A 16,040-nucleotide genomic window follows, 5' to 3' on the forward strand; every position below is an offset into this window, starting at 1 on the left:
GCATTCATTACCGGGCAGTGGCATATAACGCCTGCAGGCTTTTGGCAGGCAGCGATTTGGGAACGATGCTCATGCCATCTTTCAAACTCTGAATACCTTCATAAACCACACGATCGCCCGGTTTAAGCCCGGACTGGACAATGTAGAACTGGTCGACCCGGCTTCTGGGAATAAAATTTCGACTACGGACTTTGTTCTGGGCGTCAACGACGTACACAAAGTTTTTATCCTGCACCTCAAAAACGGCTTTTTGCGGCACCAGCAAGGCATCATCTACATCGGTAGACACGCGAATTTTGCCGGTAGATCCGTGGCGGAGCAGGCGTTTTGGATTGGGAAACGTAGCCCGGAAGGCAATCGTACCGGAGTTGTCCTCGAATTCGGTTTCGGCGGTTTCGATTTTGCCCTTTAATGGATAGGCGGTGTCATCGGCCAGAAGCAGATCGACCTCCCGAACTGTAGTCTTGTCGGGATCGAGCCGCTTTTTGATGAAGGACAGGTACTCTTTTTCGGATACGTTGAAATAGGCGTACATCTGCCGAAGGTCGGAGATGGAGGTCAGCAGCGCTCCTTCCTCAATCATACTACCCTGTTTGAAGGGGATTCGGTTAATGACACCATCGAAGGGAGCCCGGATGCTGGTTAAGGAGACATGGAACCGGGCTTTAGCCAGGGCGGATTTGGCTCCGTTGATCCCCGCCCGGGCGGTTGCCATTTTTGATCGGGCGAGTTTCAGTTCCGAGGGCGATATGACATTTTTATCCACCAGCAATTTCACCCGTCCCATTTCAACCTCGGCCGATTCCGCCAGCGCAGTGGCACTTTGCAGATTAGACTGTGCCCGGTCTACTTCTACCTGAAATTCAGTTGGATTGAGTTGAAACAGCAGTTGTCCCTTACGGACGGGTTTTCCTTCGTCGACCAGAATTTTGTCTAAAAAACCAGCAACTCGGGCGCGGACTTCAACGTTCTGAACTGCTTCGAGATTACTGGCGTAATCCCGGTCAAGCGTTGCGTCTTGCTTTGTCAATTGAATAACCGGAAGCGTGGGCGTGGCGGCTTCCGGTTTTTTCTCGCTTTTCCCCGAACAGGAGCCTAGTAAGATACCAACGAACAGGGCTAATAGGCCTGAGTAAGGTTGCATAAAGAGATTGGGTCTGATCAATGAAGTGTGGCTATGTACGTCACCATTCGCTTACCGGACTGCCACAGTAACCACTCCTGCAAATACGGTAGAGTAAGTAAAGGCCAGCTTAGAAAATTCTTAGAATTTGCTTAGAATTAGTGTTTGGAGCATCTTTCGTGGATCTTGCCGGTTCATAAAAGCCTTAAAGACTACGTAGAATGTACTTAGATTTTTCTGTTGCACTAATCACCCGTTGAATCGCTACGTTATCAATACAAGTTCATTTACTTCTGCTGCATGACCAACCGATTCTCCCGCTACGCCCAGGTACTTTCCTGGCTGGACCAGCACGTTATCAAGCGACTTTATACCGAGCGAGTCCGCCGGGTCATTCTTCAGAGTTTGCCGTTCTGGGTGGCCTCGTTGGTGACCGGGCTGGTAGCGGTAGGATACGAAGAGTTATTCGTCTGGGCGGAGCAGATCAGCTTCTCCTGGCTCCAGACGCATCCTTATCTGTTGTTTATTACCACGCCCATCGCCTTCCTGATAGCCTGGCTATTGGTGACTAAACTGGCCCCGGCGGCTCGTGGAAGTGGTATTCCGCAGGTAATGGCCGGCATAGAGTTATCCAATCCAGCCACGCATGGGCGAACGGCCTATCTGCTGAGTATCCGGGTAGCTATCGTCAAAGTGCTGAGTAGCGTCGTGTTGCTGCTGGGTGGAGGAGTTATTGGTCGGGAAGGGCCAACGATTCAGATTTCGGCGGCTATTTTTCGGGCAATCAATCGATTACAACCGGCGGGGTGGCCGCAGTTATCCCGTCAGATTGCGCTGGTCACGGGCGGGGCGGCTGGTCTGGCCGCGGCCTTCAATACGCCACTGGGAGGCATTGTTTTCGTCGTTGAAGAGCTTACCCAGACACACATCACTCGTTTTCGAACGGCTGTTTTTACCGCCGTTATCATTGCTGGTATGACTGCACAGGCCATTCAGGGGCCTTACCTGTATCTGGGTTTTCCCAAAGTTACCGCGTCGACGGGTTGGTTTTTGGGCGTCCTCGTGCTGATTGCTATGGTCTGTGGTCTGTCGGGGGCTCTGTTCGCTAAGCTGTTACTATGGCTCAATGCCTATCGGCAGCGATTTCGCACGTTGCCCGAAAAAGCGGGCTGGGTAGCGGCCTGTGGTTTACTGTTAGCTGGTCTCGCTTTCTGGGTTGGCACCGAGGCTGTTGGCACCGGAAAGCCGATTATTAACCGGCTGTTGTTTCAAAACGATCATGCAACGCCCTGGTATTTGTTTCCCGTACGATTTGCGGGGATGGCCCTCAGTTACAGCGGAGGAGCGGCCGGAGGTATTTTCGCTACGTCCCTAAGCGCCGGGGCTATTCTTGGCGATGGCCTTTCGCGACTGATCCAGGTCGCGCCCGGCGATACAAATTTAGTGATTCTGGTGAGCATGGTCAGCTTTCTGACGGGTGTTGTCCGGTCGCCGTTCACCGCGGCTATTCTGGTGCTGGAAATGACGGACCGGCACTCCGCTATTTTCCAGTTATTACTCGGCGGCCTAATGGCGCAGGGGGCAGCCTCGCTGGTTGACCCTGTCTCATTTTATGAGCATTTAAAAACCGGATTTGTCCGCGAAACGATGGCGCAGCCGGTTGCGGGTGAGCAGGATTCAAAACATAATGAAGCTCAATAGAACCTAGAGCATGATCAGGTAAGTCAGTCGATTCATCCGACAGGTATGACCATTGAATGAGCCGTGCTACTTTACTTTACAAGAATTAAGTTGTATTTGACCTGGTAACGCATGACTGCTGACGACCCTAAATCATCCCAAACCAAGATATCGGGCACCTTAGCCCGTTTTGGTAAGTTTCTGCGCGAACGGTTCAGTCTGGAAGAGGATAAAGACGACGAAGCGGATGTTATACAGGCCATTAGCCGGGGCATCGAGTTTCGCGGCATCAATTTGTGGACACTGATTTTCGCCATATTCATCGCATCCATCGGCTTAAACATCAACTCGCCGGCGGTCATAACCGGGGCTTTTCTCATCTCGCCCCTGATGGGGCCTATTATGGGTATCGGAATGGGCGTGGGGATCAACGACCTGGCTATGATCCAGCGGGCGTTAAAGAACATAAGCCTGGCCGCCTTCATCAGCTTGTTAACCTCCACGGTCTATTTTTTCATAAGCCCGTTACACCTGGCTCAGTCGGAACTACTGGCCCGTACTTCACCCACCGTCTGGGATGCGCTGGTGGCTTTTCTGGGCGGTTTGGCGGGTATTGTTGCCGGTTCACGACGAGAAAAAGTAAGCAATGTTATTCCGGGTGTGGCGATCGCTACGGCTCTGATGCCCCCCTTATGTACCGCAGGTTATGGATTAGCTACGGGTAATCTCTACTATTTTGCGGGAGCCTTTTACTTGTTCCTCATCAACGCTATATGCATCAGTATAGCCACGTTCCTGATTGTTCGGTACTTGGGGTACAAACAAAAGCAATATCCCACTCCTGACGTGGAACGGCGGGTACGACATACGATTTGGTTTGCTGTTTTGGTCGTGGTAGTGCCCAGTAGCTACCTGGGTTATCAGATTGTTCGCAAAACCATTTTTGAGGAGTCAGCGAAGCGGTTTGTTGCGAACGAATGCGACTTTCAGTATCGCCAGGTTATCCAATACGCAGCTCGCTTCAATCGTCAGCAGAGTACACTGGAACTTTCGCTGGTAGGGGAACCCCTACCTAAAGACTCCATCAGCCAACTATGCGCTAAAATGCCTGCTTATGGCCTGGGCGACGCGAACCTCATCATTAAACAGGGGAGTTTTAAAGATTCAGAAATTGATGTGAATGCGCTTAGAACAACCCTCGCCGACCAAGTCATTCAGTATAGCCAGGCAACTATTTCCCGAAAAGACAATACCATCGATTCATTACGTCGCTACATTGACTTAACCCAAACGTCACGACTACCAGTAGCCGATCTGCGTGACGAGCTCAAGACACTGATGCCGGATGTACAGACCTTTACGGCCGCCCGGTCGCTGGTGATGAACGCAACCAGTAATAAGCCGGATACGGTCATGCTGGTGTATGCAAAATTTTCTCGCCGACACACGGCGGGCGAGAAGCAGCGAATTGAACGCTGGCTGCAGACCCGGACAAAGAGTCGGAAAATAAAGCTGCTGGTTGAATAAGGCCGCTAGTGTAAGAAATTTAGTTGCTCAAATCACGTGTTGGTCTGTCAGTAATTTCTGGGAAACAGTTTCCGTCAAACAAAGCATAAGAAGGATTGAAAAGAGTAACTAGTATAGTTGGGTAAACTGATCAACCCAATAAAAAAACCGACCAACATTTCTGCTAACCGGTTAATTTTCATAGGCTTATACTTGAGCGGGAAATGGGGTTCGAACCCACGGCCTGCAGCTTGGGAAGCTGCCGCTCTACCAACTGAGCTACTCCCGCGTCGATTGGTCAGGCAAAGGTGGGTGATTCAACGTTAAATGTCAAGGTGCCCATACTCAGATTGTCGCTAATAACGCTTCAATGTGCTTATGAGCAAACGCAAGTTGCTCATCGGTGGTGCAATATGGAGGCATCAGGTACAAAACATTGCCCAATGGACGCATCAAAACCCCTCGGTCAAGCAGGAAGTTGTAGGCTGTATCCCGAATATTATTGAAGTAAGAGGTCTGTTCGCCAACGTTTAAATCGAACGCAAGCAGTGTCCCGTGCTGGCGAATGGTATCGACCGACGCGTACGTGGCCAACCGTTGCGCGAAGTCCGCATGGCTCCGGCTGATACGCTGAATACTGGCTTGTGTTTCGGGCAAGAGAAGGATGTCCATACTGGCCAGCGCGGCTGTACAGGCCAGCGGATTGGCCGTGAACGAGTGACCGTGAAAGAGCGTCTTGTGTCTGTCGGTAGACAGAAAGGCATCGTAAATATGGGCCGCACAGGCCGTAACGCCCAGCGCCATGGTTCCACCCGTTAACCCTTTCGACAAGCACATAAGGTCGGGCTTTTCGGCCAGATGGTCTGAGGCAAACAACTTACCCGTCCGGCCGAAACCGGTCATCACTTCGTCGGCAATAACGAGTGCCCCCTGACTACGGGCCAGCTGAATCAACTTATCCAGTATGCCCGGTTCATACATAACCATGCCGCCCGCGCCCTGAACGAGTGGCTCGGCAATAAAAGCAGCTACGTCGTTTGTGAACAGGGCTTCCGCCTGTTGTAGAACGACTGCTTCCTGCCCCGCCGTTGGCACCGGCAGATAATCGACATCGAACAGAAACGGAACGAACGGTGCCGTGAAAGCACTGCGCCCGCCAACCGCCATAGCCCCGAACGTGTCGCCATGATAGGCATTCTCAAAGGCAATGATCCTTTTACGGGGTGTACCCAGATTGTGCCAATACTGGAATGCCATTTTTAAGGCTACTTCTACCGCCGTCGATCCATTGTCTGAATAAAATACTTTCGACTGGTTCGGGGGGAGAATGGCTAGGAGTCGCTCGGCCAACTCAACCGCTGGCTGGTGCGTGAACCCCGCAAAAATGACGTGTTCCAGAATCTGGAGCTGTTCAGATACCCGTTTGGCAATGTGTGGATGGGCATGGCCGTGAATGTTCACCCACCACGAAGAAATCATATCCAGGTATTCGCGGCCGTCAGAACCGTAGAGTATTGAGCCGCTGCCCCGCACTATTGGAAGAGGCAATGGAGCGGTTTGCATTTGGGTGAACGGGTGCCAGATTACGGCCTGATCGCGTTCGGCTAAGTCATTCATGGTAACGTTGATGCTTGATAAAAAGACGTCTGTCATCCCGGTAAAAGCGAATTACATACCCCACTTTCCCTGGGCTTTCATAACCTGTTCGACCACATCCCTCACCGCACCGCGGCCACCCGCATAAGGTGAGATGTACTGGCAAACGGCCTGAACCTCAGCAACGGCGTCGGCCGGGCAAGTACTCAAAACGTCGGCCCGGTTTAAAATCGGGTAGTCGGGCAGGTCATCGCCCATGTACAGAATCTCGGATTCGTTGAGGCTGTCGCGGGCTATGTAGCCTAGGTACGCATTCAGTTTCTGATCGGAGGGGCCACCCATGAAAATGTCTTTAACATTCATGGAAGTCAACCAGCTACGGAGCCCGTCGGCATTGGCCGCCGAGATGATGCCGACGCGAAAACCTGCCTTCAGCGCCTGTTCGATGGCGTACGTATCGCGGATGAAAACCGTCCGGAATCGCTCCCCCGATGCCAGCAGCGATACACCACCATCGGTCAGTACGCCATCTATATCAAAAATAAAGGTCTTGATTTGCTTGAATTGGTCTTGTGGGCTAGTCATGCTGCAAGTTTAGTGAAAACCGCCCGACAGTTGCGTATTTTTGTCAAATGACAACACATAAGCCTGTTTCGCCCGACGGTATGGCTGGATGGTCCCCGACTGGATGGTCCCCGGCTGGATGGCCCCCCGCTTTTTTGGCGCAAATGAAGGCGCAGTTGGAGACTATCCAGTCGGGTGCCGAGTTCACCGAGTTTGAGGAAGCATTACGACAACCGACGCCCGTAAGTATTCGGATGAATCCCCGGAAGGTGGCCAATCCGGGCTATACTACAACGGGCCTGGTGCCGGTACCCTGGTGTCCGCAGGGTTTTTACCTGCCCGAGCGACCAAGCTTTACGCTCGATCCGTTTTTTCAGGCCGGGGCTTACTATGTTCAGGAAGCGTCTTCGATGCTGCTGCATGAGGCCTTACGGCAAACCGTTAACCTGAGTCGTCCGTTGCGCGTGCTGGATTTATGCGCGGCTCCCGGCGGGAAAAGCACGTTACTGGCATCGGCGCTGCACCCCGACAGTTTGCTGATCTGTAATGAAGTGATCCGTAGCCGGGTGTCTGTGCTGCGCGAAAATCTGGATAAATGGGGCTATCCGAATGTGGTGGTCAGCAATCACGATCCGGAGGATATGGCCAATCTGGCCGGTTTTTTCGATGTCGTGCTGGTCGATGCACCCTGCTCGGGCGAAGGGCTTTTTCGGAAAGATCCCGATGCCATGCAGGAATGGTCGGAAGCAAGTGTGAATCTATGTTCGGCCCGGCAAAAACGGATTCTGGCTGCGGCTGCCCCCCTGCTGGATACCAACGGTGTGTTGATTTATAGCACCTGTACCTACAACGATACTGAAAACACCGAGAACGTTCGCTACCTGACCGAGAACGGTTTTCGAAATAGACCGCTGGTACTGCCTGCCGACTGGAACATCGTAGAGAAACAAGCTGGCGATCCGGAAACGGGCGACGCCGTGGGCTACCAGTGCTATCCGCATCGGGTTCGGGGCGAGGGGTTCTTTATCAGTGTTTTTCAGAAAACAGCCTTCACCCCGGTGGTGAAACTGGATGCGCGCACCTTCCGCACCATACGGGCGCTCCGTCCGCGTGAAACGGCGTCGGCTGCGAAATGGCTCGAAAAGCCAGCTGACTTTTCGCTTTGGGAGAAACCCAATGGCGATGTAATGGCGCTGCCGAAAGCGCTGGAAAAAACCTTTCTGTTTCTCGATAGTGCCCTGAAAAGTAAGGGATTCGGGCTGGATATGGGACAGTTCAAGGGGCAGGACTTTATTCCATCCCACGCATTGGCGCTCAGTACAGCGGTCAATCAGCAACTACCCGGTCTGGAATTGAGTAAGGAAGATGCGCTGCGATACTTTAAGAAGGAGAATCTGGTGTTCGACGAACCTGTTAAGGGCTGGCTGCTAGCTCGTTATCAGGGCATGAATCTGGGGTGGGTAAAAGGCGTTGGTACGCGTGTCAATAATTACCTGCCGAAGGACTGGCGGATCCGAATGGATATAAAAGAATACGTATGAAACGGTTTTTCCTGATTGCAGGCTTACTGGGGGCCGTTCTTGCGGTTGGTTACCTACTTGGGCCAACCACCCACTCCGACGGTATCAAAGAGGAAACGGTGACGCTTGATCCTGATCTGGTAAAACTGGAACAGCGTATTGCGGAGTCGGAGAGAGAGGCCAACTTACGCCCCGATAACGAAGCCCGCATCGTTTGGGCCGATAGCCTGCACAAGGTCAAAACGCCGTACAGCATCGTTTATATACCGGGCTTTTCGGCAACCTGGGCCGAGGGCGATCCCATTCATAAGCAGATTGCGGCCCATTTTGGCTGCAACTTGTACCTCGCCCGCACCGCCGAACACGGCGTGAACTCACCCGATGCGCTGGAAAAGCTGACTCCCTCGATGTACGCTGCTTCGGCCGAGCGGGCTCTGGCAATAGGAAAATCGTTGGGCAATAAAGTCATTGTAATGGGTACATCGGCCGGCGGAATGTTGACGCTTTATCTGGCCGCTCATCACCCTGAAATTGATGGTTTGATTCTGTATTCACCCTGTATTGCCACGGCGAATCCGGCGCTTAAACTCGTTACCGGTCCGTGGGGCAAGCAGATTCTGGATCAGGTTTTTCAGGGTGAACACGTTGTCAATACCCATTACAACGCTGGTCGTGCCCGGTATTGGCTCCCCCAGTATCACACCAATGGCCTAATTACGCTGCAAACGATGCTCGACCAGTTCATGACGCCCGACCAGTTTCAACAAGTGAAACAGCCGGTCTTTATGGCGTATTACTACAAAGACGATGACCATCAGGACAAAGTCGTTTCGGTGCCTGCCATGCTGGCGATGTACGACGAACTAGGTACGCCAGCCGACAAAAAGCAGAAAATGGCTTTCCCGAATGCCGGTGAGCATGTGATTGCCTCGCACTTCACGTCACATGATCTGAAAGGGGTTTATATGGCTACAGAAAAGTTTATGGCAACGGTCTTAAAATTACCGCCAGTTCCAGTATCAACACCGACGCTTGCCCTTGGCGAAAAAAAATAACCTAACTTTGGGGCAAATTAGGAATGGTAATTTTTGACTAACTGAAACAGAAACGCCAGTCTGGTCATCATTTATCATTCGTCATCGCACCGGCGACCCGGTCATCATTAGAGACACATGGCTTACGGATTACTGAAAGGAAAGCGTGGCATCATATCCGGTGCCCTAGACGAAAAATCAATCGCCTGGAAAGTCGCGTTGAAAGCGAAAGAAGAAGGCGCTACATTCACGCTGACCAACGCACCGATTGCGATGCGGATGGGAGCGATCAAACAACTGGCTGAACAATGCGAAGCCGAAATCATTCCGGCAGACGCAACATCGGTCGAAGATCTCGAAAACCTGTTTACGAAATCAACCGAGGTGTTAGGTGGTAAAGTTGATTTCGTCCTGCACAGCATCGGTATGAGTCCGAACATCCGTAAGGGAAAAGCGTACACCGATCTTAATTACGACTGGTTCAAACAGAGTATTGATATTTCGGCGCTGTCATTTCATAAAATGATGCAAACGGCGTATAAACTGGATGCCATTAGTGAGTGGGGTTCGGTGGTGGCACTGACGTACATGGCTGCCCAGCGGACATTCCCGTTCTATACAGATATGGCCGATGCCAAAGCCGTTCTGGAGTCGATTGCCCGTAGTTTCGGCTACCGGTATGGCAAGTCGCATAAGGTTCGGGTGAACACTATTTCGCAATCGCCCACACCAACAACGGCTGGTGGCGGCATCGGCGGCTTCGACAAATTTTACGATTTTGCCGATAAAACAGCTCCACTGGGCAACGCTACCGCAGACCAGTGTGCCGATTACTGCATCACCATGTTCTCGGATCTGACCCGTATGGTCACGATGCAGAATCTATACCACGATGGTGGTTTCTCCATGACCGGAATTTCGGAAGAGGTGATGGCATTGGTTACGAAAGAATAGATAACTGAAAATGAGTAAGCGGTGAAGAGGACTAAAGAAATGCACTGGCATCATCTTTAGTCCCCTTCACCGCTTACTCATTTTACTGTCTTTTAGAAAATTGACACAAGCTCATTGTTAGAAGTTAATGTCCTGTGTCAGGTATGTTGCCTGTTCATCGCCGTTAATCTGAACGGTGGCTTTTACAGGCGTTGACTTCCAATTGATGGTGATCAACCCATAATTAAGTTTGGACACAATCTCGCCAACCCGATGGCGGTTTGGTTCTTCGTGCGGGGCAGATACGTGGGTAAGACCACTGCTGGTTATGTCGAACAAGTCATAAGACAGGCCAGGTACGCTTATCTTGGATACCTCTGCCATGTGGCGATCACCGCTGATGAACAGCACACCTTTTGGTTTCGTTTTAGCCAGTAAATCGAGCAGCCGCTGGCGGGACGTGGGGAAGTTGGCCCATTTCTCATAAATGTGCTCCTCGGGTAGAACCTGAATGCCGCTGCCAATAATATGCACATCGGCATCAGACTTGGTCAGTTGCTGTTCCAGCCAGTTCCACTGCGCGTCACCCAGTATGTCGCCGGAGGGGTCCGGAACGTTGGCCTTGCCGTCTTTTTTCAGCGGATCACGAAAATAACGCCCGTCCAGCAGAATCACTTTTACGCGCTGACCCTTAGGGCCATAGGTGTGAACCGAATAGCCGCCCTCCTGCGTACGAAATGGGCTGGTAGATGGTACATCCAGAAAATCGAGCATCAATTGCTGGCTTTCTTTTCGGCGTGGGTATTCTTTCCCCCCATCATTAACGCCGTAGTCATGATCATCCCAAACGCCGATTATGGACGTTGACTGGCGTAGTTGCTGATACACTGGATTGGCTTTCTGCCGGGCGTATTTTGTGCGCAGCGTGTCCATGCTTTCCGAGTCGCCATAAATGTTATCGCCGAGCCAAACCCAGACGTCCGGCTTTTGAGCCACAATGTCATCCCACAACGGTTGAGGCCGTTTCTGATCGCTACACGACCCAAAGGCGATTTTAGTGACTGGCGTCTGTTGTACTGCTGACGTTGTACCTGACTTTGGCGTGTGGCACCCGGCCAGCGCTACGCAGCCGAGCAGGCCAAGTGTAACAAGTTTTTTCATACGTATGCGTTCGGTTAGTAGGAGGCAAATGTAGAAAAGGTGGCTTGTTTAGCAGGCAACTTCAAGATTTGTTAATAATGAAGCTGCTTAGGGATGATTTCACTAGGCTGCACGTCATGCCGAACCTGTTTCGGCATCTCCAACTTGCCTTTTAGGAGGCTTTGAGATGCCGAAACAAGTTCGGCATGACGTGCTGAGAAATTACTTCCTGTACGTTTAAAACAGATTTAATGCGAGTAAAGCCCGTTCGACATAACCAACTTTTCCACAGGTCTAACTTTCCCAACTTCGAATAATCCGGCTTCCGTTCTCGGTCGATTCAGCTCGGATAAAGTTGTCAACCTCCTGCTGTAATTCTTCTACGTGCGAAATAATACCAACCACCCGATTCTCGGAGCGGAGCGCTTTCAGCGTTTTAAAGACGGTTTGCAGCGAATCTTTATCGAGCGTACCGAACCCTTCATCCAGGAAAAATAGGTTCTGTTTGGCTTTTGTCAGGTGTTGAATATTGTCGGACAGGGCCAGGGCAAGGGAGAGCGCTGCCTGAAATGTCTGACCACCCGACAGGGTCTTTACACTACGCACTTCACCGCTGTTGAGGTAATCCCGGACCAGGAAGTTATTTTTCTCGTCCAGTTCCAGCCTCAACTGATTGTTGGTCAGCTTGAAAAAGCGTTCGTTTGCCGATTCACAAAGATTTTTCAGATAGACCGACGAAACGTAGTTTACGAAACCCTGCGCCCGAAACATCTCGTCCATTTTTTTTAAATCCTGCTTGCGGAGGTCAAGTTCGTCGTGGCGTTTCTGGTGCGCGAGCTTTTGCTGCCATTGTTTTTCGAGCGATGACAGAACGCTGGTCGCGCGGCCGTGCTCTTTATTCAGGGCATCTTTTTCGGCCTGCAGTGCGCTTAGCTGTGCCTGAATCGTTTTTAAGGCTATGGGGTCGAATGGATGCTCCGCCAGCTCGACCTCCAGCGTGTTGACCTGAAGCTGCAGGCCACCACGTTTTTCGTTGTATTCATTGATCTGCTGTCGTTCCTGACTGACGTTCAGGCCGGATCGTAAAATTTGCTTTACCTGATCACGGGTAAGGTTATGATCGTCCAGGTTCCGGGCAATGGTCGATTCCAGAGTATCCAGTTCCAGGCTAATGTCGTTTTGCTGATTGCGTAATTGCTGGATTTGCTCTTCAGCGGTTGCTAACGCTTTTTCCGCTTCCCCTTTTTCCCTCGATGTCTCATCGAAATGGATTTTCGCCTGATCATAGACTTGGCTCAACGATTCGCGGAGGTCAGCAATCTGGTCCAGTCGCCAATCCTTTACTTCGTCGAGCCGAAAATGTACCAGCGATTCAGCGGCTGTTTTTAGTTGCCCATTGAGACCGGAAAGGTCATTGTTCGCATCCGCAACTTTTCCGGTTAGTTCGGCCTGGGTGACAGTTAGCTCATCAATACGCTTTTCGAGATCACGGACGGCTTGCTGGGCATCCTGTACCCGTTTTTGCGCATCACTTTCCTTCCGGATCGCATCCACAACCTCACCCTCCCGCTCCTTCGAAAACTCTGACCAGACAAAACTATCCTCGTGCTCAGTCAACTGCCTGACAATTTCGGTGCGCTCCTGAACAAGCCGTTTCCCATTTTCCAGTTCGCTGCGGAGTTTTGTGACCAGTTCTTTAATGGTTAATTGAAGCGTTGATGTGGCTTCGATCCGCTGTTCTACTTTTTGCAAGGCCGCTTCGCTTCGTTTTACGTCAACGATGTCAGCGTCGCCCCGGTGCCGATTTGGGTGATGCTCGGCTCCGCACAAGGGGCAGGGCATCCCTTCCGTTAGCGCATCGGCATATTTGCGCAATTCGTCCTGAACCAGCAGTTGCCGGTGTTTCAGCTCTCGCTCCGATCGTATTTCCTTAAATTTTACCAACGCATCCTCAATGTGGCTGGGCAAGGTTTTAAGCGTCAGATCAGTCCAGTCTGCTGGAAAACCTACCAGTACATCATTCTTTTGCTGCTTCAATGAATCAATTGCCAGATCGTATTTATCGATGGCCACCTGAAAATCGTCGGCTTGCTTCTTCAGGGGCTTGTACGCCGTAAACCAGTTTTTGACTTTATACAGACGTTCCAGATCAGAGGCCCGCCCGAGCCCATTCTCCAGTATAAGCTGGTGACCACTACGATCCTTTCTATGCTGGTCAATCTGATGCGTATGCCGATCAAGCTGGCTCGCCAAAGCATCCCGGTTGCGTATCTGTTGGCTAATTGATTGTTGCAGCGTTCGTATTTCCTGAACCGTATCTAATTCATTGATTTTTTGCTGTAACTCCTCTCGGTTCTCGTAAGCCTGTTTGGCAGCCTCATACAAACTCCGTAAACCGACCAGTCGCTTGGTTACCGAGATAAGCTGTTGCTGCGCTGTACGCTCCTGATCGATTAACCGGGTTTTGCGACTATTTTCTTTGTCGAGGTTAGCAAAATCGGCCTGAAAGACGAGCAAACAGGTTTCATAGAGTAACAAATCATGCTCACGTTGTTGGTACAGGCCCGCTTTACGCAGAAGCTGCGTCAGCTCCTGCTGCATCAGAATCAGCGTCTGACTCCGCTTTTGGTCGTCAAGCAAGCGTTTTTCGACAGGAACCAACTCATTAATGTCGCTCTCTTTCTGTAGAAGAGCGTCAGAAATGGCAGAAATAGTACCGCTGGCCTGCTCAATAGCATCGGGCGTAACGGCTTCCAGCGGAGACAGTAACCCACGAAGTTCGGCTAACTGATCGTCGTTTGCCTTACTCAGCTTGGTTACCCGTGCGGCCAGGTCATACTGGTCGAGTTTGAAGAGCTGATTCATCATCTTGGTCCGTTCGACAGGACTAAGCTCCAAAAACTCCCTGAACTGGTTTTGCGGAATGATGATCGTCCGCTTGAAATTGTCGTAGTCGAGGCCCAGAATCTGTTTCGATAGTATGGCTACATCCTCTTTCTCGTTGCCAATGGGTTGCCATTCATCGTCCTTACGAATAAACATCCGTCGTTCGCCGGAACTTATCTCGTGGTGTTTCTTAGGATGGCGCTTGGCTTCGTAAACGAACTTATATAAATGCTGGTCGGCACCGGCCTGAAACTCGAAGTCAATGATAAGATGCTTCGATTTCAGGTTCATCATATTATACGCTTGCTTGTCACTGGCATTTAGCCGCTCTGTTCTGCCGTATAGCGCAAAACTGATGGCTTCCAGTAAGGATGTTTTGCCACTGCCAACCTTACCGAAAATGCCGAATACACTCGATCCAATTAGTTGCTGGAAGTCAACCTCCTGTAGGTCCTGGTAGGAGTAAAGTCCCTGGATGGACAGTTTAATGGGAATCATTCAGGTTCGGTTGCTAAAATCTCACGGAACAAATGCTGTAGCCGCTCGTTTGGCTCCTGCCCTTTGTTCTTGTTCTTAAAATAACTCGTAAAGAGCGTCTCTATGCTTTGCGTAAGGTCAATGGCTGGCGTTGCTTCCTCGGGTGTTTCCTCTACGTCGCGTACATCCGGAATAATCGTTACCAGCGATTCATGAGCCTGCTGTAATTGACGTCGTTCATCGCTGGTCAGAAACGTTGGCGTTTGCAGCGTTATTTCGGCGTAACAGTTGGGGTTCTCCTTTAGCCAGTCAACGGCTTCGTCCACTCGTTTGAACCGAGGGCGCAACAACCGCTTTCCGGTGGTGAGCGGAACCGGCGTAACCGTTACCGCCTGATTCGGCTCGGCGTCAATAAGAACGATGTATTTCTGCTGATCGGCTTCGGCAAAGCTATAGGCCAATGGACTGCTACTATACACGACAGGACAAGGCCCTCCCGCTATCTGCTGAAATCGATGTAAATGCCCGAGCGCGGTATACTGAACCTGGGGCGGAATCATATCGGTATAAACGACCGAAGCGCCCCCAACCTGCAAAATACTCCGCTCATCGTCCGATTCTTCGGGCTGTTCGCCACCACGTTTCATAACAAACAAATGAGCCATCAGTAAATTGACGCCCTGCTCATTCATATAAGTAGTCGCCAGGGCGGTCCAATGTTCTCCCAAATGGTGTCGGATCTCCTCGTCGATGCTGATCATGCCGAGGTACGAACGAAGTCGGGTCTCACTGGCGTAAGGTGTCATGATAATACGAACGGGGGCGTCATGGCGGGGAAGCTTCAATTCGATAAATCCTGGCGCTGAGCACAGCAGCTTTGCATCGCAGCTCAGTTCATACGAACGTACTTCTGTTTTTGGAAAACCTGCGAAGATGATCCCACACTCCCGACCAAAATGGTCCTGTGCTTCAATCCGATCCGGATTATCGTGATTGCCGGCAATAGCCACTACGGTCCGCCGGCCATTGGCGGTCAATTCTTTTAGCGTACTATATAATAAATCTTCGGCTTTAGGGTCGGGGTTGAATGTATCAAACAAGTCGCCAGCTACCAGAATCAAATCCACATCTTCCGCATTGGCTACCTGAGTTATCTCGGCCAGCACCTCCCGTTGCTCCTGTAACCGCTGAAAATCCTGAAGTCGCTTCCCTAAATGCCAGTCTGCCGTATGTAGTATTTTCATTGGATGACAAATTGTACCAGATTAATTGATACAAAAGAAAGATGCAATATAACTCATAGCGCTTGCATAATAGGCTTACAAGCGACTCAGAAGGGTCTTTTGGCTCGATAAGCACGGTGTAACCTGGGTAATTGAAAAAAGTTTGAAAATAGTTCTGACCGGTAACTAATTGATCCTGCGGGGCTTGCCAAATATTATTTGGTTACTCGTCAATTATTTTGGGGATAGGGCTTGACAGGGGGGCAAAAAGCACCTACCTTTGCACTCCCAAACATCGGGAATGAGTTGATACCACAAGCGAAAGCCCCTGACAATCAACCCATTGCGTGCAATACCC

11 protein-coding genes and 1 tRNA gene are annotated in these 16,040 nt (G+C 51.0%); 5 read left to right on the top strand and 7 right to left on the bottom strand.

What is annotated here, in order from left to right; all coding sequences use genetic code 11:
* Window positions 1-7: 7 nt before the first annotated feature.
* Window positions 8-1,144, bottom strand: a complete 1,137-nt coding sequence (locus ACYU87_RS25190; RefSeq protein WP_461136777.1) for an efflux RND transporter periplasmic adaptor subunit — start codon at window positions 1,142-1,144, stop codon at window positions 8-10.
* Window positions 1,145-1,423: 279 nt separating this feature from the next.
* On the opposite strand from ACYU87_RS25190, the gene ACYU87_RS25195 reads away from it, so the two are divergent.
* A complete protein-coding gene (locus tag ACYU87_RS25195) occupies window positions 1,424-2,824 on the top strand; it encodes a chloride channel protein (RefSeq protein WP_461136778.1) in 1,401 nt (466 codons plus the stop codon).
* Window positions 2,825-2,935: 111 nt separating this feature from the next.
* Window positions 2,936-4,330, top strand: a complete 1,395-nt coding sequence (locus tag ACYU87_RS25200; protein ID WP_461136779.1) for a DUF389 domain-containing protein — start codon at window positions 2,936-2,938, stop codon at window positions 4,328-4,330.
* A 195-nt stretch (window positions 4,331-4,525) separates the two neighbouring features.
* Here ACYU87_RS25200 and ACYU87_RS25205 read toward each other — a convergent pair.
* From ACYU87_RS25205 to ACYU87_RS25215, 3 genes are all read right to left on the bottom strand, one after another.
* A tRNA-Gly gene (locus ACYU87_RS25205) sits at window positions 4,526-4,598 on the bottom strand.
* A 56-nt stretch (window positions 4,599-4,654) separates the two neighbouring features.
* Entirely contained in the window at window positions 4,655-5,926 is a 1,272-nt protein-coding gene (gene bioA, locus ACYU87_RS25210; RefSeq protein ID WP_461136780.1) for an adenosylmethionine--8-amino-7-oxononanoate transaminase, read from the bottom strand.
* A 51-nt stretch (window positions 5,927-5,977) separates the two neighbouring features.
* On the bottom strand, window positions 5,978-6,490 hold the full coding sequence (locus tag ACYU87_RS25215; RefSeq protein WP_461136781.1) for a KdsC family phosphatase: 513 nt from the start codon (window positions 6,488-6,490) through the stop codon (window positions 5,978-5,980).
* 80 nt (window positions 6,491-6,570) lie between these two features.
* Here ACYU87_RS25215 and ACYU87_RS25220 point away from each other — a divergent pair, with 80 nt between their 5' ends.
* The 3 genes from ACYU87_RS25220 (at window position 6,571) to ACYU87_RS25230 (ending at window position 9,977) form a co-directional block, all read left to right on the top strand.
* Window positions 6,571-8,010, top strand: a complete 1,440-nt coding sequence (locus tag ACYU87_RS25220) for a methyltransferase RsmF C-terminal domain-like protein (protein WP_461136789.1) — start codon at window positions 6,571-6,573, stop codon at window positions 8,008-8,010.
* The gene (locus ACYU87_RS25225) at window positions 8,007-9,044 is read left to right on the top strand and encodes an alpha/beta hydrolase (protein WP_461136782.1); all 1,038 of its coding nucleotides are present in this window, start codon (window positions 8,007-8,009) and stop codon (window positions 9,042-9,044) included. The genes ACYU87_RS25220 and ACYU87_RS25225 overlap by 4 nt, the downstream gene beginning before the upstream one ends.
* Before the next feature lie 117 nt (window positions 9,045-9,161).
* On the top strand, window positions 9,162-9,977 hold the full coding sequence (locus tag ACYU87_RS25230) for an enoyl-ACP reductase FabI (RefSeq protein WP_461136783.1): 816 nt from the start codon (window positions 9,162-9,164) through the stop codon (window positions 9,975-9,977).
* A 117-nt stretch (window positions 9,978-10,094) separates the two neighbouring features.
* Here ACYU87_RS25230 and ACYU87_RS25235 read toward each other — a convergent pair whose 3' ends face one another.
* The 3 genes from ACYU87_RS25235 to ACYU87_RS25245 all read right to left on the bottom strand — a co-directional run bounded on the left by ACYU87_RS25235 (window position 10,095) and on the right by ACYU87_RS25245 (window position 15,703).
* A complete protein-coding gene (locus ACYU87_RS25235) occupies window positions 10,095-11,117 on the bottom strand; it encodes an alkaline phosphatase D family protein (protein ID WP_461136784.1) in 1,023 nt (340 codons plus the stop codon).
* A gap of 273 nt (window positions 11,118-11,390) precedes the next feature.
* Window positions 11,391-14,480: an AAA family ATPase gene (locus ACYU87_RS25240; protein ID WP_461136785.1), complete on the bottom strand. Its 3,090-nt coding sequence runs from the start codon at window positions 14,478-14,480 to the stop codon at window positions 11,391-11,393.
* Window positions 14,477-15,703, bottom strand: coding sequence for a metallophosphoesterase family protein (locus ACYU87_RS25245; RefSeq protein ID WP_461136786.1), 1,227 nt, complete (start codon window positions 15,701-15,703; stop codon window positions 14,477-14,479). The genes ACYU87_RS25240 and ACYU87_RS25245 overlap by 4 nt, the downstream gene beginning before the upstream one ends.
* Window positions 15,704-16,040 lie beyond the last annotated feature (337 nt).

Source organism: Spirosoma lituiforme, assembly GCF_054776635.1.